This window comes from Pseudonocardia adelaidensis, assembly GCF_039543345.1.
Taxonomy (GTDB): domain Bacteria; phylum Actinomycetota; class Actinomycetes; order Mycobacteriales; family Pseudonocardiaceae; genus Pseudonocardia; species Pseudonocardia adelaidensis.
In genome coordinates, this window is the sequence record NZ_BAABJO010000032.1 from 1 (window position 1) to 25,080 (window position 25,080).

Annotated in this window: 30 protein-coding genes and 2 pseudogenes; 10 read left to right on the forward strand and 22 right to left on the reverse strand. The window is 73.3% G+C overall.

Annotated features, from left to right (window positions below; genetic code table 11):
• Positions 1-175 (forward strand): annotated as a pseudogene (locus ABEA81_RS42800) (NADH-quinone oxidoreductase subunit NuoH); the annotation flags it as partial.
• Here ABEA81_RS42800 and ABEA81_RS32170 read toward each other — a convergent pair.
• From ABEA81_RS32170 to ABEA81_RS42805, 7 genes and pseudogenes are all read right to left on the reverse strand, one after another.
• Positions 168-836, reverse strand: a complete 669-nt coding sequence (locus ABEA81_RS32170; protein WP_345610369.1) for a response regulator transcription factor — start codon at positions 834-836, stop codon at positions 168-170. The pseudogene ABEA81_RS42800 and the gene ABEA81_RS32170 overlap by 8 nt on opposite strands.
• 14 nt (positions 837-850) lie before the next feature.
• The gene (locus tag ABEA81_RS32175; protein WP_345610370.1) at positions 851-2,080 is read right to left on the reverse strand and encodes a sensor histidine kinase; all 1,230 of its coding nucleotides are present in this window, start codon (positions 2,078-2,080) and stop codon (positions 851-853) included.
• Positions 2,077-3,315 (reverse strand): heparan-alpha-glucosaminide N-acetyltransferase domain-containing protein, encoded by a 1,239-nt coding sequence (locus ABEA81_RS32180; protein ID WP_345610372.1) that lies wholly within the window; start codon positions 3,313-3,315, stop codon positions 2,077-2,079. The genes ABEA81_RS32175 and ABEA81_RS32180 overlap by 4 nt, the downstream gene beginning before the upstream one ends.
• 89 nt (positions 3,316-3,404) lie before the next feature.
• Positions 3,405-4,211 carry an ABC transporter ATP-binding protein gene (locus ABEA81_RS32185; RefSeq protein WP_345610374.1) on the reverse strand — a complete coding sequence of 269 codons (807 nt, stop codon included), beginning with the start codon at positions 4,209-4,211 and terminating at the stop codon, positions 3,405-3,407.
• Positions 4,208-4,879: a FadR/GntR family transcriptional regulator gene (locus tag ABEA81_RS32190; protein ID WP_345610376.1), complete on the reverse strand. Its 672-nt coding sequence runs from the start codon at positions 4,877-4,879 to the stop codon at positions 4,208-4,210. The genes ABEA81_RS32185 and ABEA81_RS32190 overlap by 4 nt, the downstream gene beginning before the upstream one ends.
• A 73-nt stretch (positions 4,880-4,952) precedes the next feature.
• The gene (locus tag ABEA81_RS32195) at positions 4,953-5,174 is read right to left on the reverse strand and encodes a hypothetical protein (RefSeq protein ID WP_345610377.1); all 222 of its coding nucleotides are present in this window, start codon (positions 5,172-5,174) and stop codon (positions 4,953-4,955) included.
• A gap of 115 nt (positions 5,175-5,289) precedes the next feature.
• Positions 5,290-5,535, reverse strand: a pseudogene (locus tag ABEA81_RS42805) (MFS transporter); the annotation flags it as partial.
• Positions 5,536-5,984: 449 nt separating this feature from the next.
• Between ABEA81_RS42805 and ABEA81_RS32200 the strand changes: the two are divergent.
• Complete coding sequence (locus ABEA81_RS32200; RefSeq protein ID WP_345610379.1) at positions 5,985-7,472, forward strand: MFS transporter; 1,488 nt, start codon at positions 5,985-5,987, stop codon at positions 7,470-7,472.
• A gap of 48 nt (positions 7,473-7,520) precedes the next feature.
• Here the strand turns inward: ABEA81_RS32200 and ABEA81_RS32205 are convergent, their stop codons facing one another.
• The 3 genes from ABEA81_RS32205 to ABEA81_RS32215 are packed head-to-tail and all read right to left on the reverse strand — an operon-like array spanning position 7,521 to position 9,731.
• Positions 7,521-8,183: a VC0807 family protein gene (locus ABEA81_RS32205; protein WP_345610381.1), complete on the reverse strand. Its 663-nt coding sequence runs from the start codon at positions 8,181-8,183 to the stop codon at positions 7,521-7,523.
• Positions 8,180-8,782, reverse strand: coding sequence for a TetR/AcrR family transcriptional regulator (locus ABEA81_RS32210; RefSeq protein WP_425570766.1), 603 nt, complete (start codon positions 8,780-8,782; stop codon positions 8,180-8,182). Before ABEA81_RS32210 ends, ABEA81_RS32205 begins: the two co-directional genes overlap by 4 nt.
• A gap of 46 nt (positions 8,783-8,828) precedes the next feature.
• Positions 8,829-9,731 (reverse strand): dienelactone hydrolase family protein, encoded by a 903-nt coding sequence (locus ABEA81_RS32215; protein ID WP_345610384.1) that lies wholly within the window; start codon positions 9,729-9,731, stop codon positions 8,829-8,831.
• Between the two features lie 82 nt (positions 9,732-9,813).
• Here ABEA81_RS32215 and ABEA81_RS32220 point away from each other — a divergent pair, with 82 nt between their 5' ends.
• Both ABEA81_RS32220 and ABEA81_RS32225 read left to right on the forward strand, forming a co-directional pair.
• Complete coding sequence (locus tag ABEA81_RS32220) at positions 9,814-10,179, forward strand: hypothetical protein (RefSeq protein ID WP_345610385.1); 366 nt, start codon at positions 9,814-9,816, stop codon at positions 10,177-10,179.
• A 228-nt stretch (positions 10,180-10,407) separates the two neighbouring features.
• A complete protein-coding gene (locus ABEA81_RS32225; protein WP_345610386.1) occupies positions 10,408-12,435 on the forward strand; it encodes a hypothetical protein in 2,028 nt (675 codons plus the stop codon).
• A 62-nt stretch (positions 12,436-12,497) separates the two neighbouring features.
• On the opposite strand, the gene ABEA81_RS32230 is transcribed toward ABEA81_RS32225, so the two are convergent.
• The 7 genes from ABEA81_RS32230 to ABEA81_RS32260 all read right to left on the reverse strand — a co-directional run bounded on the left by ABEA81_RS32230 (position 12,498) and on the right by ABEA81_RS32260 (position 16,886).
• Positions 12,498-13,229: a DUF899 domain-containing protein gene (locus tag ABEA81_RS32230; RefSeq protein WP_345610388.1), complete on the reverse strand. Its 732-nt coding sequence runs from the start codon at positions 13,227-13,229 to the stop codon at positions 12,498-12,500.
• A 30-nt stretch (positions 13,230-13,259) separates the two neighbouring features.
• Entirely contained in the window at positions 13,260-13,589 is a 330-nt protein-coding gene (locus ABEA81_RS32235) for an ArsR/SmtB family transcription factor (RefSeq protein ID WP_345610389.1), read from the reverse strand.
• A complete protein-coding gene (locus ABEA81_RS32240; protein WP_345610391.1) occupies positions 13,579-14,010 on the reverse strand; it encodes an SRPBCC domain-containing protein in 432 nt (143 codons plus the stop codon). The genes ABEA81_RS32235 and ABEA81_RS32240 overlap by 11 nt, the downstream gene beginning before the upstream one ends.
• A gap of 42 nt (positions 14,011-14,052) precedes the next feature.
• Complete coding sequence (locus ABEA81_RS32245) at positions 14,053-15,048, reverse strand: RNA polymerase subunit sigma-70 (RefSeq protein WP_345610393.1); 996 nt, start codon at positions 15,046-15,048, stop codon at positions 14,053-14,055.
• Between the two features lie 3 nt (positions 15,049-15,051).
• Complete coding sequence (locus tag ABEA81_RS32250; protein WP_345610394.1) at positions 15,052-15,792, reverse strand: SDR family oxidoreductase; 741 nt, start codon at positions 15,790-15,792, stop codon at positions 15,052-15,054.
• Positions 15,793-15,872: 80 nt separating this feature from the next.
• Complete coding sequence (locus ABEA81_RS32255) at positions 15,873-16,346, reverse strand: P-loop NTPase family protein (protein WP_345610395.1); 474 nt, start codon at positions 16,344-16,346, stop codon at positions 15,873-15,875.
• A gap of 15 nt (positions 16,347-16,361) precedes the next feature.
• Positions 16,362-16,886, reverse strand: coding sequence for an SDR family oxidoreductase (locus tag ABEA81_RS32260; protein ID WP_345610397.1), 525 nt, complete (start codon positions 16,884-16,886; stop codon positions 16,362-16,364).
• Between the two features lie 429 nt (positions 16,887-17,315).
• Here ABEA81_RS32260 and ABEA81_RS32265 point away from each other — a divergent pair, with 429 nt between their 5' ends.
• Entirely contained in the window at positions 17,316-18,047 is a 732-nt protein-coding gene (locus ABEA81_RS32265; protein ID WP_345610399.1) for a dienelactone hydrolase family protein, read from the forward strand.
• 221 nt (positions 18,048-18,268) lie between these two features.
• A complete protein-coding gene (locus ABEA81_RS32270; protein ID WP_345610400.1) occupies positions 18,269-18,622 on the forward strand; it encodes a GNAT family N-acetyltransferase in 354 nt (117 codons plus the stop codon).
• On the opposite strand, the gene ABEA81_RS32275 is transcribed toward ABEA81_RS32270, so the two are convergent.
• A complete protein-coding gene (locus ABEA81_RS32275) occupies positions 18,598-19,137 on the reverse strand; it encodes a putative immunity protein (RefSeq protein WP_345610401.1) in 540 nt (179 codons plus the stop codon). The two genes, ABEA81_RS32270 and ABEA81_RS32275, sit on opposite strands and share 25 nt — an antisense overlap.
• A 36-nt stretch (positions 19,138-19,173) precedes the next feature.
• Here ABEA81_RS32275 and ABEA81_RS32280 point away from each other — a divergent pair, with 36 nt between their 5' ends.
• Complete coding sequence (locus ABEA81_RS32280; protein WP_345610403.1) at positions 19,174-19,845, forward strand: AAA family ATPase; 672 nt, start codon at positions 19,174-19,176, stop codon at positions 19,843-19,845.
• Positions 19,846-19,863: 18 nt separating this feature from the next.
• Here ABEA81_RS32280 and ABEA81_RS32285 read toward each other — a convergent pair whose 3' ends face one another.
• Entirely contained in the window at positions 19,864-20,931 is a 1,068-nt protein-coding gene (locus tag ABEA81_RS32285; protein WP_345610404.1) for an alpha/beta hydrolase, read from the reverse strand.
• A gap of 238 nt (positions 20,932-21,169) precedes the next feature.
• A complete protein-coding gene (locus ABEA81_RS32290) occupies positions 21,170-21,775 on the reverse strand; it encodes a TetR/AcrR family transcriptional regulator (protein ID WP_345610405.1) in 606 nt (201 codons plus the stop codon).
• A gap of 150 nt (positions 21,776-21,925) precedes the next feature.
• Between ABEA81_RS32290 and ABEA81_RS32295 the strand changes: the two genes are divergently transcribed.
• Entirely contained in the window at positions 21,926-22,969 is a 1,044-nt protein-coding gene (locus tag ABEA81_RS32295; RefSeq protein ID WP_345610407.1) for an aldo/keto reductase, read from the forward strand.
• A gap of 28 nt (positions 22,970-22,997) precedes the next feature.
• Here the strand turns inward: ABEA81_RS32295 and ABEA81_RS32300 are convergent, their stop codons facing one another.
• Together ABEA81_RS32300 and ABEA81_RS42810 are read right to left on the reverse strand one after the other, a co-directional pair.
• Positions 22,998-23,429 (reverse strand): TIGR03667 family PPOX class F420-dependent oxidoreductase, encoded by a 432-nt coding sequence (locus ABEA81_RS32300; RefSeq protein ID WP_345610409.1) that lies wholly within the window; start codon positions 23,427-23,429, stop codon positions 22,998-23,000.
• A gap of 68 nt (positions 23,430-23,497) precedes the next feature.
• Positions 23,498-23,983, reverse strand: coding sequence for a helix-turn-helix domain-containing protein (locus tag ABEA81_RS42810; RefSeq protein ID WP_425570767.1), 486 nt, complete (start codon positions 23,981-23,983; stop codon positions 23,498-23,500).
• Here ABEA81_RS42810 and ABEA81_RS32305 point away from each other — a divergent pair.
• Together ABEA81_RS32305 and ABEA81_RS32310 are read left to right on the forward strand one after the other, a co-directional pair.
• Complete coding sequence (locus ABEA81_RS32305) at positions 23,915-24,100, forward strand: hypothetical protein (protein WP_345610411.1); 186 nt, start codon at positions 23,915-23,917, stop codon at positions 24,098-24,100. The genes ABEA81_RS42810 and ABEA81_RS32305 overlap by 69 nt on opposite strands.
• Before the next feature lie 148 nt (positions 24,101-24,248).
• The gene (locus ABEA81_RS32310) at positions 24,249-25,073 is read left to right on the forward strand and encodes a TrmH family RNA methyltransferase (protein WP_345610412.1); all 825 of its coding nucleotides are present in this window, start codon (positions 24,249-24,251) and stop codon (positions 25,071-25,073) included.
• The last annotated feature ends 7 nt before the right edge of the window (positions 25,074-25,080 follow it).

Here is a 25,080-nt window from a genome sequence, read left to right on the forward strand (position 1 = left end):
GTTGGGGATCGCGCTGGCGGTGGTGTTGCTGGTGGCGTTCCTGGTGCCGGACCGGAAGGTGGAGGGGCCGGCGGCGGTCGAGCCGGCCTCGGACTACCCGGTGCCGCCGCTGGACCTGGTGGTGCCCGAACCGCCACGGCACAAGCTCCGCCCCCGCCGCTCCCGGCTCAGCTGACCAGCCCCGCGCGGAACGCCAGCACCACCAGCTGCACCCGGTCCCGGGACCCCGTCTTCGCCAGCAGGTGGCCGATGTGGGTCTTGACCGTCGCCTCCGACACGACGAGGTCGGCGGCGATCTCGGCGTTCGACCGACCCTCCCCCACCAGGCCGAGCACCTCCCGTTCGCGCGGGGTGAGCTCCTCGAGCACCGTGGTCGCGGCGGCGGCCGTCGACCGCTGGTCGCCGAGGAGTGGCGCGGTGGCGCGCAGCAGCCGTCGGGTGGAGACCGGGTCGATCACCGAGTCGCCCCGGTGCACCGTCCGGACGGCCTCGATCAGGTCGTCGGGCCGGACGCCCTTGAGCAGGAACCCGCTGGCCCCCGCACCGATCGCGGCGGTGACCGACTCGTCGAGGTCGAACGTGGTCAACACGATCACCCGCAGGTCCGGGTGCCTCGCGACGGCCCGGCGCGTGGCCTCGATGCCGTCCAGCCGGGGCATGCGCACGTCCATCAGGACGACGTCGACGCCGGTTCGTCCCAGCGTCGCGAGTGCCTCCTCGCCGTCGCCGGCCTGGGCGACGACGTTCAGGTCGTCGCAGGAGTCGAGCACCATCGCGAAGCCGGCCCGCACCAACTCCTGGTCGTCGACGAGCATCAACCGGACGGGGTCGTTCACCGTTCTCCTCGGGATCAGGACTCGGGGGTCACCAGGGGCAGCCGCAGCCGGACGGCGAACCCGCCGTCGGGATGCGGCCCGATCTCGACGGAGCCGCCGTGCAGTGCGGCCCGCTCACGCATGCCGATCACCCCGTGCCCGCCGCGCGGCGGGGTCGGCCGGGGACCCTGCACGCCCTCGTCCCTGACGGAGACGGTGAGCTCGTCGTCGGTCCAGGCGAGGGTGACGTGGGTCGGCGTGTCCCGCCCGGCGTGCTTGATGACGTTCGTCAGCGCCTCCTGGACCACGCGGTAGGCCGTCAGACCCGATCCGTTGTCCAGCGCGCGGGGGGTGCCCGTGACCGTCAGGTCGACGGGCAGCCCGCCGGCGCGGACCTGCTCCACCAGCGCGGGGAGGTGGTCGGTGCCGGGCTGGGGGCGGTCGGAGGCGTCCTCGTCGAGCGGGCCGGTGTCGCGCAGCACCGCCAGCAGCCCGCGGACGTCGCCGAGCGCCTCCCGCCCGGCGCTGCCGATCCCGGCGAGCACTTCTACGGCCTTCTGCGGGTCGCGCTGGGCGGCGTACTGCCCGCCGTCGGCCTGGGCGATGATCCCGGACAGCGAGTGCGCGACGATGTCGTGCACCTCCCGGGAGATGCGCGACCGCTCGGCCAGCAGCTCGATCCGGACCTCCTGGCGGCGCCCTTCCTCCAGCAGCCGGGCGCGTTCCTGGAGCTGCTCGGCGTAGCGGCGCTGGGCGCGGCGCGTCGCACCCAACAGCAGCACGCAGAGCAGCACGAGCAGCATGAAGCCCGCGACGAGGAGCGGCCCGATCCAGCCGTTCTCCGGATCGGACACGAAGAACCCGGAGAACAGCAGCGGCCCGAACATCCCGACCGCCAGCACCGCGGCGACGAGCCGGCCCGCCCAGCGCGGGCCGTACGCGACGGCCGAGTACCCCATGATCAGGGCGGGGAGGATGAACGCGGCGAGGGTGCCGGAGAACGTGAACGTGCCGGCCGCGGCGACGACCGCGGTCGCGGCGGCCGCCGGTACCGGGTTGCGCCGCCGGAACACGACCGGCGCCGTGGCCAGCACCGCGACGACGATCGCGAGCGTGCGGGCGTCGCGCGGGACCTTCCCCTCCAGCGTCCACTGCAGCGCGACGAGGAACAGCACGACGGCCAGCGCGCCGTCGAGGACCATCGGGTTGCGCCGGTTGAAGGAGACGAACCGCTCCACCGGGCCGGTGCGCTCGACGCGGGTCACCGGGCACCTCCCGTGCGGGCCGACGCGGTGTGCAGCAACGCCTCGAGGGGCCCTCTGCCGGCCAGGCTCCGCCACCCGGACGCGGCGAGGACGGCCCCGGCCACGAACATGGCGGTCACCGGCCACGGGCCGATGGCGGCGGTGTCCTGCACCAGCGCGAGCGCGGCGATGTGGCCGCAATAGAGGGTCAGGGCGAGCGCCCCGGTGGCGCCGAGCGGCGCGAGCAGCCACGGCACCCCGCGGGCGGCGAGCAGGCAGACCCCGAGCACGGCGACGGCGACCCCACCTGCGCCGACGACGTCGAACGGGCTCCCGCTGTGCGGTGTGGCGGTCAGCAGCCACGCCGGTGAGGTGGTGGGGACGGTGCCGTACGAGCTGCTCGAGAGGAGCTCCAGCACCTGATCCGCGGGGACCGCGAGCTTCCCGGCGACGGGGGCGACCGCGTCCACGAGTGCCTGCCGCCCACCGAGCACGTCCACGGCGAGCCATGATCCCCCGTAGCCGAGCGTGGCGCCGACCAGGCCACCGGCGATCAGCCGTCCGGCGGACCGCACCAGGTCGAGCCGGCCGATCGCCATCCCGGCCAGTAGGAACGGCATCCACGTGAGCACCGGGTAGGCACCGGTCAGCAGCAACCGGACGACCGCCTCACCCGCGGCGGAGAACGAGGTCAGGTCGGACGGCGCGATCGTCCCGCCGAGCGTGGTCACCTCCATCCGCGAGCGCAGCGCGAACGACAGCAGCGGCCCGGCCACCGCCCACACCGCGGCCGTCCAGGCCAAGGTTCGGGCTCGGGTGAACAGCAGCGGCAGGACCAGCAGGAACTCGACGCCGTACACCGGGAGGATCACCATCGGCCCGGAGCTGATCGGGACCAGCCCGATCCCGAGCGCGGCGAGCAACACCGCGCGCACCGCGACCCGGCGCCGCAGCCCCGCTCGCGACACCGGGTCACCGGACCGCAACGCGACCCGCGACATCAGCGCGAGGGACACCCCGCCGAGGACGCCGAACAGCACCGCGGCACGCCCGTTCACGGCCTGCCAGAGCGGAGCGGCCGCGTCGGCGGCGGCCACGTGGGCGACGATCATCCCGATGACGGCGAGGCCGCGGGCGGCGTCCACTCCGGCGAGCCGGCTGCGGGGCGGCTCAGGCCGCGGTTCGGGCGGTGCGGACGGCGCAGGGGACCCGGCGGGGAGGCGGCCGGCCGCGGTGAGCGGATCGAGCGTGGTCATGCCACGACCCTCCCGCTCCGGGGCCCCCTCCCGCGTCGGAGCACGGGGCGATCTCCGGATCCACCCACGGGATGAGACGAGACCGCCGGTCAGCCACCTGCCGCGGGCAGCAGGCGTCCGGCCCGGGCGCTCCAGCGCCCGTCGCGGCGCTCGACGTCGATGGGGTGCGCGAAGGCCGCGCTCACGTTCCTGCTGGTGACCACCTCGTCCACCGGCCCGGACGCGACGACCCGGCCGTCGGCGAGCAGCAGCGCGTGGGTGGTGGTGGTCGGCAGTTCCTCGAGGTGGTGGGTGACCAGCACCGACGCGGTGCCGGGATGCGTGACGTCCAGCCCGTCGATCGCTTCGAGCAGCTGCTCGCGCGCCGCGACGTCCAGGCCGGTGGACGGCTCGTCCAGCAACAGCAGCCGGGGGCCCGGGATCAGCGCGCGGGCGATGAGCACCCGGCCCCGCTCCCCCTGCGACAGCGTGGGCCAGCGGTCCTCCGCCTTCCCCGCGAGCCCGAACGCGCCGAGCAGGTCGTGCGCCCTGGCGAGCTGGGCGGCGTCGGGGGTCCAGCGGGGCGGCACCTCGATGCTGCCGGTCAGGCCGGTGAGCACGACCTCCAGCACGGTGAGCGGCGAGCGCAGCGGGTGCCGCGGGTTCACGTGCCCGATGCTGCGGCGCAACGCCTGCAGTTCCACCCGCCCCAGCTGCCCGCCGAGCACGCGCACGACGCCGGTGGTGGGGTGCGTGACGGCGCCGCAGAAGCCGAGGACCGTGCTCTTGCCCGCGCCGTTGGGCCCGAGCAACGCCCAGTGCTCGCCCGCGCCGACCGTGAACGACACGCCGTGCAGGATCTCGGTGCCGGCGCGGCGGAACGTCACGTCGACCAGTTCGAGGACCGGGGTCCTCATGCGAGCGCCTCCTTCAATGCGGTCAGGTGGGTGCGGCTCGCCGCGGCCGCGGCCGGTGCATCCCGCCGCGCGATGGCGTCGACGAGCACCGCGTGCGCGGCGTGGTCGGCCTCCTCCGAGGCCAGCGGGCGCACCCGCAGCATGTGGACCATGGTGGTGCGCACGCGCGGCACGAACGCGTCGAACAGCTCCACCAGCACCTCGTTGTGGGCGGCCACGAACACCGCGCGGTGCAGGGCCATGTCCGCGTCGACGTGCCCCTCCACGGGCCGGCCCGCGGGTGCCCGGGCGGCGAGCGCGCGCCGCAGCCCACGCACGTCCGCGGGCGTGCGGCGAACGGCGGCCAGGCCGGCGGCCTCGGTCTCGATCGCGATCCGCGCCTCGATCACCGCCGCGACGTCGGCGCGGCGCAGGACCGCGTCCCAGTCCTCGGCCACGTCGAGCGCCGTGACGAACACGCCTGCGCCCTGGCGGCTGTCGAGCACACCCTTGCCGGCGAGCTCCCGGATCGCCTCGCGCAACGTCGAGCGTCCCACGCCCAGCCGTGCGGCCAGCACCGTCTCCGCGGGCAGCCGGTGTCCCAGCGACCACTCCCCCGCCCGAATGCGTCGGAGCAGCGCATCGGCGACCTGCGCGGCGAGGGGATGCCGCTGGAGCTGGGCGTTCACCAGCACACACCTCTACTTGTCTGAGGAATCTCCCGTCACTGTAACCGAGCCGGATCCCGCGTTCGCCGTCCCACTAGCGGATCGGCGCGCCCTCGGGCGAGGCGGCCGACGGGGCCGCCGCTGCGCGGGGCGCGGGCAGCAGCACCAGACCGGCGACGGCGGCTGCAACGGCGAAGACGAGGAAGTTGGCGTTCACCCCGAGCTCCGCGGCGAGCAGCAGACCGCCGACCTGGGGAGCAGCGACGGCACCGATGCGCCCGACGCCGAGCGCCACCCCGAGCGCGGAGCCGCGCAACGCAGCCGGGTAGTGGCTCGCGACCGCCGCGATGATCAGGCACTGGCTGGTGCGTGCCGACGCCCGCGAAGATCAGCGCCAGGTAGGACACGGCCGTCCCGGACGCGGTGAGGAGCACGAGCAACCCCGCCGCCGCGGCGAGGCAGGCGACGACGGCCGTGGGCACCGGCCCGTACCGGACACCGCCCCACGCGCTCACGAGCGAGCCGAGCACCGCGCCGAGGTTCAGCGCGAGCAGGAACGCGAGCGCGGGACCGAGGTCGAACCCCGCCGTGCGCATCAGCTGCGGCAGCCAGGTGCCCAGGCCGTACCAGGCGAACAAGGTGGCCAGCGTGGCGAGCGCGACGGCCGATCCGGTCGCATATGAAGCCGGCGAGCAGGGCGCCCCCCAACATCCCCACGAACGCGAGGCTGCCCAGGAGCCCGGCGGTCGCGGGCGTCAAGCCCCAGCCGGGCTCGGTGAGCAGTGCGGGCAGCACGGTGCCGTAGACGATGAGGTCGTACCCGTCGAACACGACGAGCACCCAGCACAACATCGTGACCGTGATCGCGGCGCGGTACCCGGAGGACGTCCCCGTCATGACCTCGGACGCCAGGGCGGTTCTGGCTCTCGGGAGCCAGAGATTCTGATGCGCAGAACACCCGGACGACCGCACCCGGCCGCTCACAGCGCCACTCGGAAACCCATCCCGATTCCCCGTTTCATCCCTTTTTGCCCCTTTGCCGTGAGCTGCCCCGAAGTGTGTTCGATCGTGCGGCCGGGAATACGTGCCCATGGGTGCGCACGCAGAAATCGGTGCCCAAGGCACCGTGAAGAGTCTGATTCCCGCCCGGATCGACCGGCTGCCGTGGTCTCCGTTCCACACGCGGATGGTCGTGGCCCTCGGCGTGGTGTGGATCCTGGACGGGCTGGAGATCACGGTCGCCAGCGCCGTCGCCGACACGCTGAGCGAGCCGGCGACGCTCGGCCTCTCCTCGACGCAGGTCGGCCTGATCGCCACCGTCTACCTCGCGGGCGAGGTCGTCGGGGCGCTGGTGTTCGGCCGGATGTCGGACCGGCTCGGTCGGCGCAACCTCTTCATGATCACGCTGGGCGTGTACCTCGTGGGCAGCGCGTTGACGGCACTGACGCTGGGCAACGGCGCCGGCTGGCTCATCTTCCTCTACGCCACCCGGTTCATCGCCGGTATGGGAATCGGCGGTGAGTACGCGGCGATCAATTCCGCGATCGACGAGCTCATTCCGGCGCGTTACCGCGGCCGCGTCGACATCATGGTCAACGGGACCTACTGGGCCGGAGCACTGCTGGGCACCCTGAGCACTTTCGTCCTGCTCAACCAGCTGGAACCGAGCCTCGGCTGGCGGATCGGCTTCCTCGTGGGTCCCGTGCTGGGCGTCGTGATCCTCTACGCGCGGCGCAACCTCCCCGAGAGCGCCCGCTGGCAGGTCATGCACGGGCGGGAGCGCGACGCCGAGGAGACGATCGCCCAGATCGAGGACGAGGTGCGGGCGAGCGGGCGCGACCTGCCTCCCGTGCAGGAGGACAGCGCGATCGAGCTCAGGGCCGCGGACGACCACGGCTACATCGCGCTGGCACGCGTGCTCTTCCGCGACTACCCGACCCGCTCGATCCTCAGCGCCAGCATGATGATCTCGCAGTCCTTCCTCTACAACGCGATCTTCTTCACGTACACGCTGGTGCTCGGCAAGTTCTACGGGGTGCCGTCGGCGTCGACGCCGCTGTACCTCATCGCGTTCTGCGTCGGGAACCTGCTCGGCCCGCTGACGCTGGGGCACCTGTTCGACACGATCGGCCGGAAGGTGATGATCTCGAGCACGTACATCGCGTCCGGGATCCTGCTCGCGATCACGGCGGTGCTGTTCAACGCCGGCCTGCTGACCGCGATCACCCAGACGATCGCGTGGTGCGTCATCTTCTACCTCGCATCGGCCGGCGCCAGCTCCGCCTACCTGACGGTGAGCGAGATCTTCCCGATGGAGGTGCGCGCGAAGGCGATCGCGGTGTTCTTCGCGATCGCGCAGTGCTTCGGCGCGCTCGGTCCGGTGGTCTACGGCGCGCTGATCGGCGACGGGTCGGACCCGACGCGACTGTTCTGGGGCTACCTGCTCGGGGCGGCAGTGATGGTGGCGGGCGGGATCGTCGCGGCGATCTTCGGGGTCGCCGCGGAGGGCCGCTCGCTCGAGGACATCGCCACGCCGCTCAACGCTGCTGGGCCGGCGCGCACGGGCACCACCCGTGCGACGGGTGCCGGGTCACCGACGTCGCCGGCCGAGTGAGGGGCCCACGCCCCGTGACCAGATCGGCGGCTCGAGCGCGACGGCGCGTCACGCTTCGAGGCGTTCCCTGCGGATGTACCAGACGTGCCAGGTGATCAGGCAGGCCATCGAGGCGAACCACACCACGGTGGTGACCAGCGAGATGAGGTCGATCGGCAAGGTGTAGACGAGCACGACGTGCACCACCGCGTTGACCAGCAGCACGGCGCCCCAGACGGCCGTGTCGACGCGCAGCCCGCGCCGGAACCGGGCGTCGGTGTCCCAGCGCGCCGCCCACGCCGCCGCACCCTCGGCACCCCGCTTGACCTCGGCGATCGTGCGGCCCAGCGTCAGCTGCGCGGGCCGGCCGACGACCACCGAGACCAGCATCCACGCGCCGAACAGCCCGCCGAGCGCCGCGGTCCACCCCTCCCGGATCGCGAGGCTGCGCGGGTCGTCCGACAGCAGGCCGATCACCACGGAGAGCACCAGCACGCTGACCGTCACCATGGCGACGAGGTCGACGCGGCGCTTGCGGGCGATGGTCCACAGCACGTGCGGCGTGGCCGCCAGCGCGCAGGCCATCAACGCCCACCACTGGCTCACGCCCGCGGCGCGCAGCCCGTAGAACACCGCCATCGGCACGACCACCTCGAACACGACGGTCATCACGTTGGCGCGGACCACCCGCCGCAGGCCCGCGTCGGGCGCGGCCTTCTCGTCGATCATCATCTGGTTCCCCCCTCGGCTTCGGGCGCGGTCGCCCGCACGTACAGGTCGGCGAGCTCGCGGCCGATGCGGGCGAGCTCGGCGGGTCCGGGCGGATCGGTGGCCGCGGTGACGACGACGGCGTCGAGGCCGGTGGTGAGGGCGATCGCCGCGGTGCGCGCGTCGAAGGGGCGGAAGACGCCCGCCGCCTGCCCGGCGCGGAAGTGCTCCTCGAACAGCGCCAGCCGACCGTCGACCGCCGCGCTCCGCGCGGCGCGGTTCTTCACGATGTCGATCAGGGCGCGGACGGCGGCCGGGTGCTCGCCGACGAGCGCGACGTTCGCCTCGACGTAGGCGCGCAGCTGGGCGACGTGCCCCTCGGCGGCGTCGATGCGCGGCTGCATGAACGCGCCGGTGACCCGCTCGATCTCGGCGACGCACACCGCGAGCAGGTCGTCCTTGCCCGCGAAGTGGTAGCTGATCATGCCGGTGCTCGACAGCCCGGCGTGCTTCGCGATCCGGGTGAACGACGCCTTGGCGTAGCCGACCTCGGCGATCACCTCGATCGCCGCCTCCACGATCTGGGCGCGACGGCCCGACTCCGTGAACGTCTTTGCTCGCACGAGCAAAAATTAGCTCATGCAAGCAAGAGGGGCAAGCCGCAACGGCTCAGGCGAGGTAGCGGCCGAACCAGTCCAGCATGTCCGCGTAGGCCTGCCGGGCGGCGTCCGCGTCGTACCGGGGCCCGGTGTCGTTGAAGAACGCGTGGTCGGCGCCCTCGAAGGTGCGTATCCAGTACGTCACGCCGGCGTCCCGCAACGCCGCCTCGGCACGCTCCCGGCCGGCGTTCACCCGGTCGTCCAGCCCGGCGAACATCGCGAGCACGGCGGCCGTGACCCCGTGGAAGTCGGGCTGGTCGGGCACCGGACCGTAGAACGGGACGGCCGCGGCCAGCCTGGGCTCGCCCGCCTGCAGCAGCTGCCAGGTCATCCCACCGCCGAAGCAGAAGCCGACCACGCCGACCTTCCCGCCGGGCACGCGGCGCCCCAGCTCGTCGATGCCCGCGCGCAGGTCGGCGAGCAGCGCGTCCACCGGGGTGTCGGCCAGGACGGTCGGAGCCTGGGCGGGATCGGTCAGCGCTGCCGTCCCGCCCCGGGCCGACAACAGGTCGACGCACAGCGTGCCGTACCCGGCGCCGGCCAGCCTGCCGACGAGGTCGAAGAAGTGCTCGGTCAGGCCGCGGTTCTCGTGGACGACCAGCAGCGCCGCCCTCGGACGGCCGCCGGTGGGTGCGGCCCAGGCGCCGATCAGCTCTCCCGCGGGCCCGGCGAACCGGACCTCCTGTCCCCGCCCGACGCTCTGCGCCCGCCCGGGTGGGTCGGCGGGCGGCGGCGGAGGGGGTGCGCTCGCCTGCTGCACCCCGGGCGCCGGGGAACATGCGGACAGCAGCGCGCTCGACGCGGCGGCACCGAGCCCGAGCAGCGCGAGCCGGCGCAGGGCTTCCCTCCGCGTCAGCACCCCGTCCGCGTAGTCCTCGGCGACCTCGCCCACCAGGTAGTCACGCAGCGCCATCCACCGAGCGTAAGACGCTGGTGAACCACCCGTCTGCCACCGAATCCGCTAACACCGACGCGACCGGCGACGAGCCTCCGAGATGCCGACGATCGCACTCGCGATGCCCATCCCGCCCGAGAAGTACGACGCCTGGCGCGCGGCCGTCCAGTCGTTCGCCGGGGAACGCCGCGGCGAGTACGACGCCTCGCGCCGTCGCCTGGGTGCCGAGCGCACGAGGTCGTGGGTGCAGGAGACACCGCAGGGGCCGATCGAGCTCCTCGTCATCGATGCCACCGACCCGGCACGGTTCTTCGAGCAGCTGGCCACCTCGCAGGAGCCGTTCGACGTCGACTTCCGCGCATTCCTGCTGGACGTCTACGGCCTCGACCTGACCCGGCCCCTGCCGGTTCCCCTGCCCGAGCTGCTGCTCGACTGGTCGGCGAGCGAGGCGACGACCCCGGCCTGACCCGGCTGCCGGCAGGCCCGATCGGGGTAGTACCCGGCGCCGGATCACCCGGAGCGCGGCGCGTGCTCACCCTTCCGGTCCACGTTCTCCGCCGCGGCGCGGTCCTAGACTCCGGCGGTCTACCAGCGCATCTCCCGCCGGCGGTAGCACACTCCCGGGGAGGGCCCGTGTACGACGAGGCACCGTCGCGGTGACCCTCCCGCACACCGGCGACGCACGAAGCGCGACGTGCAGGTGATCCGGGACGCCGGCGGCACAGCGGCCGACCCGCCACGGACCGTCGCCGACGCGGCGGCGGTCGCCGACGGCCTGGACGATCCGCGGCTGCGCGACCTCGACGAGACCGTGCGCGGCTTCATGGCCGCGGCCGATACCCCGGGGACGGGCGGTCGGGCCACGGCCCGCCTCGCCGTGGTGCTGCTCGGCATCGCGGCGAACGGTGGGAGGCGGATCGACCTGGTCGCGAGCCCCTCCCTCGACGGTCTGCGGTCCCGCCTGCGCGGCGAGTCGCGCCCCGAGGCCCCCGCGATGCCGCGGTCGCTCGTCGCCCTCCTCGACGAGGCCGTCCTCACCTGGAGGACCACGTCCGACGCCGACTTCTGGCACGCCATGGCCGCCACCGCGGCGCGGCCGAGGGGGATGCCCCCCGTGCAGCACCTGCGCGAGCAGGCGGCGTTGCTCGCCGTCGTCGCCGAACTGGGCAGGCACGACGTCAGGCCCCGCTGGCTGTGGGCCACCGCGGCCGAGAAGGCCGACCTGGTCGACGTCCTGATCACCGCGGGCGCCGGCCGCGCGGAGCCCGTCGAGGCGGTCCTGAACCGGGTGCGCACGCTGACGCGCGGCGCGGATCCGGTGCCCAGAGCGGTGGCCGCCGAGCTCGCCCAGATGGCGGTCGCCGCGCTCGCCGGGGTCACGACGGCGCCGCCACCGGACCGCCGGGGCGCGGTGCGGCTCGAGGACCGACCGCCGGGGCCGAACGCCACCGCGCAGGAGGCGGCGGACCACCGGGCCCGCGAGGACCTGCGCAGCACCGCACACGCCCTCGTCGCGCTCGGCGGCGGCACCCGCGACCGCCTCGCCGCCCACCTGTTCCGCGGCCGGCTGTCCGCGCTCTACGTCGACATGCGCGAACAGGCCCGCCAGTACGCGCCGAGGTCCGACCGCGACCTCCCCGGCAAGGCGCGGCACCGCCGGCTCCTCGAGGTGCTCGGACCGCTCGACGGGACGCTGGTGGACGCGCTGGACCGGTGGAGCGCCGCGCTCGCGACCCGGTCCCCCGAGGCGTGGCGGTACGTGCAGGTGGCGCGCGCGGCGCAGGACGCGATCGAGGGCGTCCTCGGGCGGATGAACGCGGCCGGCGCCGATACGCCGCTCTTCCCCGTCGGGAGCCCGGAGCAGGTCCGCGTCGGCATCGCCGTGCGGGCGGTGGCGGTCGAGCTGGGATTGGAGGCAGGCGAGGTCCTGCTCGGCGACGTCGCCCCGCCCGGGGATCTCCTCGCCGGCCTGCGACTGCGCCTCGCGGAGGTGCGCGAGGACCAGAAGCGGCTCACGTACGAGCGGGACGCCCGCATGCAGGGACCGCTGCTCGCCACGGTCGCCCTCCGCCCGAAGTACCTCGCGGCGCTGGGCGGACCGCTCGTGCGGACGCTGACCGCCACCGCCACCGCGTTCGACGCCGCGTTCAACACCGCGTTCGCCACCGCGCCGCCGGATCCCGCCTACGTGGAGGCGGCCGCCGACCACCTGCTCGACGCCGCCCAGCAGGCCCGCGCGGCGGGCGCCGCCCTGCGGGACTTCGACCGGCACGAGGTCGTGCACCTCGCCGACCTGATCCAGGAGATCGTCGCCGAGCGGCTCGAGCGCTGTCCGGCCCCGCTGCCCGCGAAGGGCGCTGCGCTGCGGGCCACCATCCCCACTCTCCCGCTCCCGGCGGCCGGCACGAGCCTCGGCCACTCCTGGACCGTGCAGAAGGCCGAGGTACTGGCGACGCTCCCGGCGGAGATCGCGGTGCAGGTCAGCGCCGCGATGAACCTCCCTCTGGACGTGGAGCTCGACCGGCTGCGCGCGCTCGCCGAGGCCCACGACGCGGCCACCGAGGAGCAGGGGTGGACGGTGCTCCGGATCCTGCGGGCGTACAAGGCCACCGCGTCCCGGATGCCGGTGAGCCGGGCCGACGCCAAGGCCCGCCTGCACTCGGTGCTCGACGCGATCGCCCTGTCGGTGCTGCGGCAGCTACCGCCGCCGGCCGGCCGCTGAGATCGTCGGGAACCAGCGGCCGACCGGCCCGCGTGCACTCGCCGCGGCGCCCGCGGGTGCGCTCAGCCCGGCAGCAGCCCCGAGTCCACGGCCCGGCGCACCTGCTCCTCGCCCGCGGGCGGCGCCGCGGTGTCGCCGTACGCGTCGTGCCAGTTCCACCACTCGTACGGCTTGGTCTGCGGGTAGCCCTCCGGGGAGTCCTCCCACTCCTCCTGCCGGCCGAGCGCGGTCATGTCGAGGTAGGCCCACGCGGTGCCCAGCGCCTCGTCGCCGCGGCCGTTGATGAAGTACGTGCGGAACACGCGGTGACCGTCGCGGATGAACGCGTTGGTGCCGTGCCACTGGTCCACGTCGAAGTCGGCGTCGAATCCGTCGGTCAGCGTGTACCACGGCATCTTCCAGCCCATCCTGGCCTTCAGGCGCTCGATGTCCGGCTGCGGCGCGCGCGAGACCAGGGCGAGGGTGGTGTCGCGGGCGTTCAGGTGGGAGACGTCCTCCATCTGGTCGGCCATCATGGAGCACCCCACGCACGCGTGGTCGGGCCATCCGTGCACGCCGGGCTCGAAGAACGCCCGGTAGACCACCAGCTGGCGACGCCCCTCGAAGAGGTCCACCAGGCGCACCCTGCCCCGGGGCCCCTCGAACTCGTAGTCCTCCTCCACCGCGAGCCACGGCATCCGCCTGCGCTGCGCGGCCAGGGCGTCACGGGCGCGCGTCAGCTCCTTCTCCTTCACGAGCAGCCGCTCGCGCGCGGCGTCCCACTCGTCCTTCGATACGACCGGTGGTGTCTTCATCGTCGGTTTCCGCCTTCATCGATCGAGCCTTCATCGGTTGAGGTGTTCCTGCAGCGCGTCGAGGGAGCCGTCCCAGTCGCGCGCGAGCGCGGCCAGGAACTGCTGCGCCACCCGCATGGGCGCGGAGCGCAGCCGGTACCGCACTCGGCGCCGCTCCCCCGGCTGCGCCGTCACCAGCCCTGCTTCCGACAGCAGGGCCAGGTGTTTGGCGATCGCCTGCCGGGTGATCGGCAGGCGATCGGCGAGGTCGGTCGCGGTGGCCGGCCCGTGGGATGCGAGCGTCGCCAGGATGGCGCGCCTGCTGGGGTCGGCCAGTGCGACGAAGACCTGTTCTGCGACGGCCTCGACGTCAGGCGGCATCGAGGTAGTCAACCAGCTCGCCCAGCTCGCGGGCCCAGCCGTCGGTGTTGCCGCCGAAGGCCGTGCTGTGCGCGTCGTCCGAGAGCTGCGCGAAGCCGCTCTCGACCACGGTGAGCCGGGTGATCGCGCCGACCGGTTCGAGCGTGAACTCGACGTAGGTGCGGCGCGGGTCGTCCTCGGGCAGGCCGAAGATGTGCCAGCTGAAGCCGAACACCGTCGGCTCCTCGACCCGCTCGATGCGCATGTTCGCGGTTGCGCCCTCGTCCCACGTCAGCTGCGCCGCTCCGCCGGGGCGCAGGTCGATCGTGGCCTTGTTGCCGAACCAGGTGCCCAGCCCCTCGGCCGTGGTGATCGCCGCCCACACCTTCTCCGGCGGGTGGGCGAGTTCGACGGTCCGCTCGATGCGGTCGGGGAACGCCATGTCAGCCTCCACTGAGTAGCAACTTCTTGGTTGCTACCCAACTTATAGCAGCCGCTCGGTTGCGTCAATGGTTCGCGCGAGCCCGAACGCCGGCACGAGGTCCGGGTCGTTGAACGCCGTGATCCGGGCGATCCGGTCCCCGATCAGGGTCAGGACCTCGACCCCGTGCGCCTCGTACCGCCCGGCGCCGGCGCGCTCGTAGACGACGGCCGCCGGCTGGCCGTTGGCGCGGGTGGGCACCAGGCGCCACTGGTCCCTCCGGCGCAGCACCCGCGCGGCCAGGAACCCGATGACGGCCTCCCGGCCCGTGAACCAGGTCGGGATCGGCGGCATCTCCAGCTCGACGTCGGCCCGCAGGAGGCTCACCAGCGCGTCCGGGTCACCCCTCGTGAACGCGTCGACGAAGCCGTCGAGGACGCCTCGTCTGCTCCCCTCGTCCGGCTCGGCGATGTCGTCCTCCACCGGGCGGGCCGCGGCCAGGTGGGCGCGGGCGCGGCGGAGCGCGGCGTCGACCGCGTCCGGCGTCGTGTCGAGCATGTCGGCGACCTCGGCCGTCCGGAACGCGAGCACGTCGCGCAGGGTCAGCACGGCGCGCTGCCGGGCGGGCAGGTGCTGCAGCGCCGCGATGAAGGCGAGCCGCACCCCCGCCCTCCCTGCGACGATCCCCGCCGGGTCGACCAGCGCGTCGGGCACGGGCTGGAGCCACGCCACCGACGGCTCAGCGGCCGCCAGCGCCACGCGGTGATCCTCCGCCGGCGCACCCAGCCCCGAGGGGAGCGGCCGCCGGGACCGCGTCCGCAGCGCCGTCAGGCACGCCATCGTGGCGATCGTGTACAGCCACCGGCGCACCGAGGAGCGGCCCTCGAACCGGTCGAACGCGCGCCACGCCCGCAGGTAGGTCTCCTGCACGAGGTCCTCGGCGTCGTGGACCGACCCGAGCAACCGGTAGCAGTGGGCGAGCAGCTCGGGCCGGAACGGCTCCGTCGCGGCGGCGAACTCGGAATGCGTCATCGCGGCCTCTCTCGACGACACGACCATGGCTCAGTCCACCGGTCGCAGTCCAGCACCACTCACCACGTACTCCGGCGCGCTCGCCGGATCCCCTGCGACCTCGAGCACGGCCTTGGCCACCTGCTCCGCCGTGAGGACCGGTTGCATGCCCTCGATGAAGGTGTCCCGGTCGACGCCCTGGCGCGCCGCGTAGCCCGTCACCCCGACCGAGCCGACCCCTCCGGCCGGCGTCAGCTGCGGGAGCAGCGAGACGAACCGGATGTCCAACCCGGCCCGCTCCGACTCGTCTGCCGCGTACCCGCGGATGTACCTGACGGCGGCCTTGGAGCTGGCGTATCCGCCGCTGAGCGGGGAGCCGGCCAGCGCGGCCCCGCTGGACATCCCGACGACGACGCTCCCCGGTGCCAGCGGCGCCCGCAGCGCCGCCCGGGTCCAGGTGAAGGCGTGCCGGGTGTCGGTGTGCCAGTTGCGGCTGAACGTCTCCCACGTCTGCTCGTGCACGGGCGCCATGTGCGGGGCGGCCCCGGCGTTGAGGACGAGCAGACCGGGACGGTGCTCGCGGATCACGTCCTGCGCGAGCGTCTCGTCGGTAGCGTCGGCGGCGACGAACGTGAAGCCGGCGCCGAGCTCGTCGCGGACGGAACGCAGCGCGCGCTCGTCTCGGGCGATGCCGACGACACCGGTACCCGCGGCGACGAGGGCGGCGGCGATCGCACGCCCGAAGCCGCGGCTCGCACCGGTGACGACGGCGGTCTGGATGGGAACGGACACGGAGCCCTCCGGGAGGTGGTCGGTTCGGTCTCCTGTCCAGACCGGCCCCAGGCCGGAAAACCGTCACGGCGTGGCGCGCGTCACATCCCGCGAAGGGCGCGGAGGAGCGCGCTGGCGTCCCGGGGGCTGCGTAGGACGTGCACCTCGGCGCCGGGCGCGTGGACGGCCACCTCGGCGAGGACCCGCGGCTTCCAACGGCACCGGTACGTGACCACCCAGCTCCAGAAGTCGCGGCCCTCCCGGGAGCGGCGAAGCGCGCGCCAGGCGCAGCGGAGGAGGGAGTAGTCGAGCATGACGACGGCGTCCGCGGCGCGGAGCCGGACCGACAGCACGTCGTACGGGCCGAGGTCGCCGTCGGCGACCCACCTGGGCCGCTCCCGGACGAACTCCTCCTGGACGCGGACCCACTCCTGCCCGGCGAGCGGCCGCAGGCCCGGGTCCCGCCAGAACAGGGCATCGAGCTCGATCACCGGAGCACCGATGAGCTCGCCGATGCGGCGCGAGATCACGGACTTCCCCGCCCCGCCACGACCGACGACGACGACGCGATCCACGTTCGCGACGACCGCCTACTTGACGGTCATGCCGGCGTCCACCGGCAGTGCCACGCCGGTGACGTACCGGGCCTCGTCGGAGACCAGCCAGGCGATGGCCGCGCTGACGTCCTCCACCTCGATCAACGGGACGTCGAGCAGGTTGGTCATGTCCGGCCCGTCCGCCGGCAGCGACGCCAGCACCCGCTGGAGCGCCTCGTTGTGGATCATCGGCGTGCTCACGCCGGTCGGGTGCACCGAGTTGACCCGGATGTTGTGCCTCGCCAGCCAGTTCGCCCAGCTCCGCGTGAGCCCCACGATGGCGTGCTTGCTGGCCACGTAGCCGTCCGCCCCGGGGTCCCCGCTACCGCCGCGCCCGATCAGCGCCATCGTCGATCCGGTCAGCACGATCGAGCCGCCCCTCCCCTGCTCGATCATGAGCGGCGCCGCGGCGTGCACCGTGTTCCAGACGCCGACCAGGTTCACGTCGAGCACCTCGCGGAACGCGGTGGCCGGGGCGACGTCCGGACCGATCATGCCGACGCCGGCGTTGGCGAGCACGATGTCGACCCCACCCAGCTCCTCCGCCCCGGTCGGCGACCGCCGCGGCGATCGCCTCGGCGTCCCGCACGTCCACCTCGGCGCTCACGATCCGGCGGTCGAGCGCTTCGACCCCGGCCACGGTCTCGGCCAGGTCCGCCGCGGTCGCGAGCGGGTAGGCGACCGTGTCGATCTGGCGGCAGATGTCGACCGCGATCACGTCCGCGCCCTCGCCCGCGAGCCGCAGCGCGTGGCTGCGCCCCTGCCCCCGCGCCGCCCCGGTGATCAGTGCGACCTTGCCCTCGAGCCGTCCGCCCATGTGCCCCCGCCCTTCCTTCACGACGGTGGTCGACTCTATGGCCGGAACGCCTGCTGCGGTCGGGGCGGGCACGTTCCGCCGGCGGTGAACACGGGCCCGGCCGCGCTCGAGGATCACTACCGTCCGGCCTCATGACGACGGTCACGACGCGCACGGTCGAGTACCCGGCCGACGGGCTGACGATGGTCGGGCACCTCGCGCTCCCGGCCGGCGTGGACCGCCGGCCCGCCGTCCTGCTCGGACCCGAGGGGCCGGGGCTCGACGACGTCCAGCGCGGACGGGCCGACGCCCTCGCCGAGCTGGGGTACGTGGCGCTGGCCTTCGACATCCACGGCGGGCGCTGGTTCACCGACCCGGAGGAGATGCTGGCGCGTTGCATGCCGCTGCTCGCCGACCCCGACCGGATGCGCGACATCGGCCACGCGGCGCTCGACGTGCTGCGCGCCGAGCCACGGACCGACGCCGACCGGATCGCCGCCATCGGCTACGGCACCGGGGGCGCGATCGCGCTGGAGCTCGGGCGCGCCGGCGTCGATCTGCGCGCGATCGCCACCGTCAACGGACTGATCACGGGCCGCCCGGGCGAGGCGGCGCGCATCCGGTGCCCGGTGTGGGCCGCGGTCGGGTCGGAGGACCCGATCATGCCGCCCGCGCAACGGGACGCGTTCGCTGCCGAGATGCAGGCCGGGGGCGTCGACTGGCGCCTCGTGGTCTACGGCGGCGCTCTGCACGCCTTCCACCACCCGATGACGCGCACCGACCAGACCCTCCTCCCCGGCGTCGGCCACCACCCGCGGCACGCCCAGCGGGCCTGGCGCGACGTCGTCGGGTTGCTCGCCGAGTGCCTGCCCCTCGGGAACTGAGCCGGCGCAGCCCCGTCCAGCAATTCGGATGCGGCATCGTCGCGATGTCGGGACCCTCTGCCGCGTGCAAGATCCACTTGTGGACGGGGCCGTCGACCCGTCCACAAGTGGATCGCGTACGACCGGGTGAGCGGCGAGGTCGTCGGTCGCGGCGGGTTGTCACGCACACCGGTCGACGACGACCGGGGCCAGATCTACCGCCTCCTCCGGCCGAGCCGTGGGTGCGCGCCGTGTACGACGTCCACCGCCCGTTCCTCGCGCACGCGAACTGGCTCGAGATCGGATGGGCGCTCCGGCGCGATTTCTGGGGGCGCGGCCACGCGGCCGAGATCGGCCGCGCGGGGCTGGCGTTCGCGTTCGACGCTCTCGGGGCGCGGGCCGTGGTGTCGTGCACGGTCCGGCACAACGCGCGCTCCCGCGCCGTGATGGAGCGCATCGGCATGCGGTACGCGGGTGAGATCCGCAGCCGGGGCATGGTCGAGGGGATCGACGGGGAGCAGGACGACGCGCCGTGCGCGGTGTGCGTGGTGCTGCGAGGGGACCGGGCCGGTCACCGTAGTGACGCGTCCAGCTGACGCAGCAGCTCTCCGACCCGCCCACCGCCCCCTGGGGCCGCCGGGTAGCGCCTCAGGACGTCCACCACGACGGGATGCGCGAGGCTGCGCGCCCGCGCCATCTGGTCGGCCCCGACGGTCGGGTTGTTTCCGGCGGAGAGCTCGAACGCTCGTACGGCGTGCGCGGCCGATCCGAGGATGTGCTTGACCTGCGTCGCCTTCGCCAGGGGGTGGAGGTAGGCCGCGCCGGCCGCATGAGCGGCCGCCCGCGCGGCGTCGCTCGCCGCAGCCCGTCCCGCGTCCCGGGCCTCCTGAGCCGCCCGGTGCGCCGCCCACGCGGTGCCGCGCAGCGCCGTGGTCCGCTCGCCGCCGTCCGCGAACGCCTGCGCAGCGTCGATCGCGGCTCGCGGGCGCCGATCGTCCGGACGGTCCCGTTCGAAGATCGCCAACGCCGGCCGCGCGCATGCGACGGCGTAGCCGGCGATCGCCCGGAGCTCGGAACGGCCGAACTCGATCGCCGTGGGGTCGTCGGCCACGTCGCCATCCTCCCGCAGGGGATCATCGGCACCGAGATGAGATCGACGACCACGCTGCAGGCTCGGCTTCGGAACGTCTACTGGATAGGGGGCGGCAGTGGCGCGGGCAAGTCGACCATCGCCCGGCGTCTCGCGGCAGAGTACGGCCTGTCGGTCTACGCGACGGACGACGTCATGCCCGACCACGCCCGGCGGAGCACGCCGGAGGACGCCCCTGAGCTCGGTCGCTTCATGCACATGAGCATGGACGAGCGGTGGGTGGACCGATCTCCGGAGACGATGCTGGACACCTTTCACTGGTATCGCGGTGAGGGCTTCGAGCTGATCGTGGAGGACCTGCTGCAACTGCCGATGGAGCCCGGCGTGGTCGCCGAGGGCTTCCGGCTACTACCCCGCCTGGTCGGGCCGTTGCTCGGCGATCCGACGCACGCGGTCTGGCTGCTGCCCACACCTCGGTTCCGTTGGGCTGCCCTGAACAGCCGCGGTACCGCGTGGGACATCCCGGGACGGACCAGCCATCCGACGCGCGCCCAGCGCAACCTGCTGGAGCGGGACCGGATGTTCACCGATCGCCTTGCCGCCGAGACGAAGCACGCCGGGCTGCCCGCCGTCGAGGTCGACACGGGGATGAGTGAGGCCCAGCTGTACCGGATCGTGGCCATGATGTTGAGGCCCGAACGATCGGGCGGTGGCCGACGGCCGTCTTGACCACGGCACGCGGCACGGCTACGGGGCGAACTCCAGGTGCTGGGAGAAGAACGGCAGGACCTTCTCCTCGAGCCGCTGCGCGATCCCGCTGGTGTGGTCCCCCTCGTAGGTCTCGAACGTGTGCGGCACGCCGAACCTGGTGAGGCGCTCGACGAAGACCCGGTTGCCGGCGAGCAGGCTGTCCTGCAGCCCGATGTCGAGCGCGATCGCCGTGTACTTCCCGAGGCTCCCGACGTACTGGTCGAGCATGGCGACCGGCGAGTTCGCCGCCCACTTCTCGGCGATTTCCGGTTGCACCTCGCCACCCTTCGTCGGCAGGTCGAAGAAGAACGGCGGGTTCGCCGGGTTCGGGGCCCAGGCGGCGGCCCGGGCCAGCGTGCCCATGACAGCCCGGTCCCCCTGAGCCTCGTCGGGGCTCCCGATCGACTCGGCGAGGGGCGTCACACCACCGGCCGGCGGGCGGATGGTTCCTTCGTTCAGGCAGCAGGAGCTGAGCGCGTAGAGCGCGCTGAAGGCGTCGGGGCGCTTCATGCCGATGCGGATCGTCCCGTAGCCGCCCATCGAGTGGCCGGCGAGCCCGCGGCTCTCCCGGGCCGCGATCGTGCGGTAGGTCCGGTCCACGTACCCGACGAGGTCGTCGGCGACGTAGCCCTCCCAGTCACCGGCCGTCACCGAGCTCGAGTACATGCAGCCGCCGTAACGGTTCATGCAGTTGGGCATCACGAGGATCATCTCCCGCGCGCTGCCGCTGCCGAAGACGCGGTCGGCGATCTTGTCCAGCCCGCGGCTACCGGGACCGAAGTACGACAGGTCCGTTCCGGTGTATCCGTGCAGCACGTAGACCACGGGGTACCGGCGGTCGGGCGCGGTGGCGTAGCTCGCCGGCAAGTAGATCGAGACATCCGGATCGGCGGTCTCGCCCAACAGGTTGCCCTCGAGCGACGTGCCGTGCACCCTGACGCGCTCCCACGTGCCCGCGGCCGGCGGGCCCGTCCGGTCCGCGGCGGCCTCCGGGTCCGGCTCCCCTGCCTGCGTCGAGCGGCCCCCGCACGCGGAGAGCGCGACGAGAACCACGGAGACGGCCACTGCCAGTCCCGAGCGCGACCGCATCAGACCCACCCGAACCCCTCCCCACCGCGCCGGACCCCCTGACCGTCCGGCGGCGCGGCGCCGGCGTCAACCCAGGATCCGGAGGGCGGAAGGGGATCACTCCCGCTCGCGGGCGGCGCCGACCGGTCCCCGATCTCGACGCGCCGTACGCGGTGTGGCGTGCTGCTGCGAGGGGACTCGGACCGATCGTCGGAGTGCTGATGCACCCGCCCGATCAGGGCGATGACCGCTCCGCGCCCTCGCGCCATCCGCTCGCGCGGGTGATGCCGTCCATCAACAGGTCGAGCAAGCGCTCGGCTTGTTCCCGCTGATCGCTCGCCCCGGCGACGAGCGTGACGCCTGCCAGGCCGGCGAGGATGTCGCCGGAGGGCACGTCCCGCCGGATCACCCCCTGGGCGATGCCCTCGACGCGGAACTCCTCGACCGCATCCGTCAGCTGCGTGCGCGTCCGCGAGCCCAGGTGCTCGTCGCTCCGCAGGAGGGATCTGAGCGTGCCGGCCATGCCGTGCTTGGTGGCGATGTGGTCCAACACCTCGGACATCCACGACCGCAGGGCCCGGTCGGCCGGCAGCTCGTCGAGGAGGGATCGGGGCCGGGCGGCGAGGCGCGAGGTCTCGTAGCGGTAGGTGGCGTCCACGAGCTGCTCACGGGTCGGGAAGCGCCGGTACAGGGTGCCGATCCCGACGCCCGCGTCCTTCGCGATCTGCTTCAGGGTCGCGGCGGCACCGTCCCGGGCGAAGGCCAGAGCGGCCGCGGCGAGCAGCTTGTCCTCGTTGGCCCGCGCGTCGGCCCGGACCCGACGGCCGGACGGATCGGTCATGTGCCACTTCCTCCCTACTTGCCATCCGGAGTCGGCTCCGGTTTTTGTGGCCAGCAACCGGAGCCGACTCCGCTACCGGAGACGGTAACCGATGACCGTGCGTCGGCCGTTCCGCCGCGCTGCCGCGTCCACAGAAGGGCCGTCCACGTCATGCAGTACCGCACGCTGGGAAGCACCGGAGTCCAGGTCAGCTCGCTGTGCCTGGGCGCGATGATGTTCGGGAAGTGGGGCAACCCCGACCACGACGACTCGATCGCCGTCATCCGCACGGCGCTCGACGCGGGCGTCAACATCATCGACACCGCCGACGTGTACTCGGGCGGCGAGTCCGAGGCCATCGTCGGCAAGGCGATCGCCGGACGGCGCGACGAGGTCGTCCTGGCGACCAAGGTGTCGAGCCCGATGGGCCCCGGCCGGGATGAACGCGGAGCCTCGCGGCGCTGGATCGTCCGGGCCTGCGAGGGGAGCCTGCGCCGCCTGGGCACCGACCACATCGACCTCTACCAGGTGCACCGCCCCGATCCCGCCACCGACCTCGACGAGACCCTCGGTGCGCTGTCCGACCTCGTCCGCGCAGGCAAGATCGTCTATGCGGGCTCGTCGACCTTCTCCCCGTCGACGATCGTGCAGGCGCAGTGGACGGCCGAGCGACGGCACCGCGAACGCTTCGTCTGCGAGCAGCCGCCGTACTCCCTCCTGGCCAGGGGCGTCGAGGCCGACGTCCTGCCCACCTGCGAGACCTACCGCATGGGCGTGCTCGCCTGGAGCCCGCTGGCCGGTGGCTGGCTCTCCGGCCGCTGGAGCCGGGACGCCGTCGACCCGTCCAGCCACCGCACGCGGACGATGCAGTTCCCCACCACGCTCTCCCACTACGACCTCGACGTCCCGGGCAACCAGGCCAAGCTCGACGCCGTCACGGAACTCGCCCGGATCGCCGACGACGCCGGCCTGACGCTGATCCAGCTGGCGCTGGCGTTCGTCACCACCCACCCCGCCGTCACCGCGGCGATCATCGGCCCCCGCACCGCGCAGCACCTGCACAGCCAGCTCACCGCCGCGGACATCGCCCTCGAACCCGACGTACTCGACCGCATCGACCGCGTCGTGGCACCCGGCGTCGACCTCAACCCGGACGACACGGGCTACGGCGCGTCCGTCCTCGCCGACCCGGGGCGACGGCGCCGCGCCTCCTGACGCTCCGACCGGAGCGGCCTCCGGGACGTCACGAACCGCGCACGCGGGTCACGCGGATCCGGACCGGGACCGGGAACGCCGCCGCGAACGTCACCGCGTCACCGAACCGCGCGTCGATGGCCTCGCGGTACTTCTCCAGCCACGCGGGGTTGTCGGGCACCGCCGGCTGGTCGTCCACGACCTCGGCGGTGCCGGAGAGCACCACGACGTCGCCGCCGCCGTTGCTGTCGAAGTGGAGCGACACCAGCGGGCGCCGCCGGATGTGCGCGAGCCGCTTCGCCCCTGCCTGGTTGTAGGTCAGCAGGCCGTCGCCACCGTCCCAGAGGAACCCGACCAGGTTCGGCTGCGGGGTTCCGTCGCGCCCGACCGTCGTCAGCCAGATCGCCATCTCCTCGGTCAGCCGCCGGCGGACGCGTTCGCCGAAGGCGGTGGACCGATCAGGGATCACGTCCCTCGTCACGGGCCGACCGTACTCAGTCGCGACATCGACGGAGGAGCACGGCTTCCCCCGCGGGGTCGTTCGACGTGTCAGTCGGTCTCCGGGCGCTTCCTGGGTTGGCCCAACTGCCTCAGCACGTCGTCAAGGTCGAAGCGGAACTGTCCGCCGGGGGTTGTAGCGGCCGGAGTGATCCGGCCGTCCCGCACCCACTCCCTGACGGTCTCAGGATGCACCTGGAGATGCCGCGCCAGGTCCCGCGTGGTGATGAGGGGTTGGCGGGCGGCCACGGCTCGACGGTAGGTAGAGCTTCCTGTGTGTGGTAGCTGGTCCTTGTCATAGGCAGAATAAAATCCCGTGTTCCGGTGTGACACTGCTCGATGTTCGATACGCTGCCGAACATGGCGTTCTGGTGGACGGAGACCCCGGGAGGCGGCTGCGCTATGGGCGAGGCAGCAGACGAGGCAGAAGCGCGGTTGGCGATCGCTCGTGAGCAAGGGCGAGCGTCGGTGAACTTCAGCCGTCGCAGCGGCCGGTACCGCTGGACCGTCGTTCTCGACGGCGGCAAGTCGTCGCACGGGTGGGCCGACACGGAGCCGGAGGCGTGGTGGCTCGTGAAGGAGTCCCTGAACCGGCCGCACCGGGGGACGCACTGCCGGAAGCCACGTGGACTGTGGACCCTGCCGCCCGAGTAGGTCGGGCCGGTGAGCCGTCCTGGGTGGTGAAGGGGGCTCCTGATCCAGCGAGGAGACTGGAGCCGTGGCCGCACGTCGCAACTTCGGTCAGGGGACCCGTTCACGAGCCGTGCGCCTCCACGAGGACCGGCCGCGTGATCACGGTTCGGTGGGTGGCGCGCTGCGGATCTCCCGGCCGAACGCGCGGTTCCAGCAGTGGGAGGCGCTGCTGCGGAGCCGGAACAAGCGGCAGCGGGCGGGCGAGTTCCTCGTGCAAGGGGTCCGGCCGATCAGCCTGGCGGTGGAGCACGGTTGGCCGGTGCGAGCGCTGATCCACGACGCCGAACGGCCGCTGTCGCGGTGGGCGGCCGAGATGCTGGCGAGCGCCGGCGGTGAGCGGGTGGCCATGGCACCCGAGCTGCTGCGCGAGCTGAGCGGCAAGGAGCAGGAGGTCCCCGAACTGGTGGCGGTGGTGGCGCTGCCGGCCGACGAGCTGTCCCGGATCGAGATGACGCCGGCGTTCCTCGGCGTGGTCTTCGATCGGCCGACCGGTCCGGGCAACATCGGCACGATGGTGCGTTCGGTGGACGCCTTCGGCGGCGCCGGGCTCATCACCACCGGACACGCCGCCGATCCGTACGACCCCAAGGCCGTGCGCGCCTCCACGGGATCGCTGATGGCGGTGCCGGTGGTTCGGGTCCGCTCCCACCGCGAGGTGCTGGACTGGGTGGAACGGGAGCGGGCGGCCGGCCACCCGCTGGCCGTGGTCGGCACCGACGAGGACGGCGCGACCGATATCGCCGAGGTGGACCTGACGGGTCCCACGCTGCTGGTGATCGGCAACGAGACCTCCGGGCTGAGCGCGGGCTGGCGGCAGGGCTGCGACACGATGGCGCGGATCCCGATCGGCGGCGCCGCCAGCTCGCTCAACGCCGCCAGCGCCGCCACCGTCGCCCTGTACGAGGCCACCCGCCAGCGCAACGGCCGGCCGTAGGAGGGCC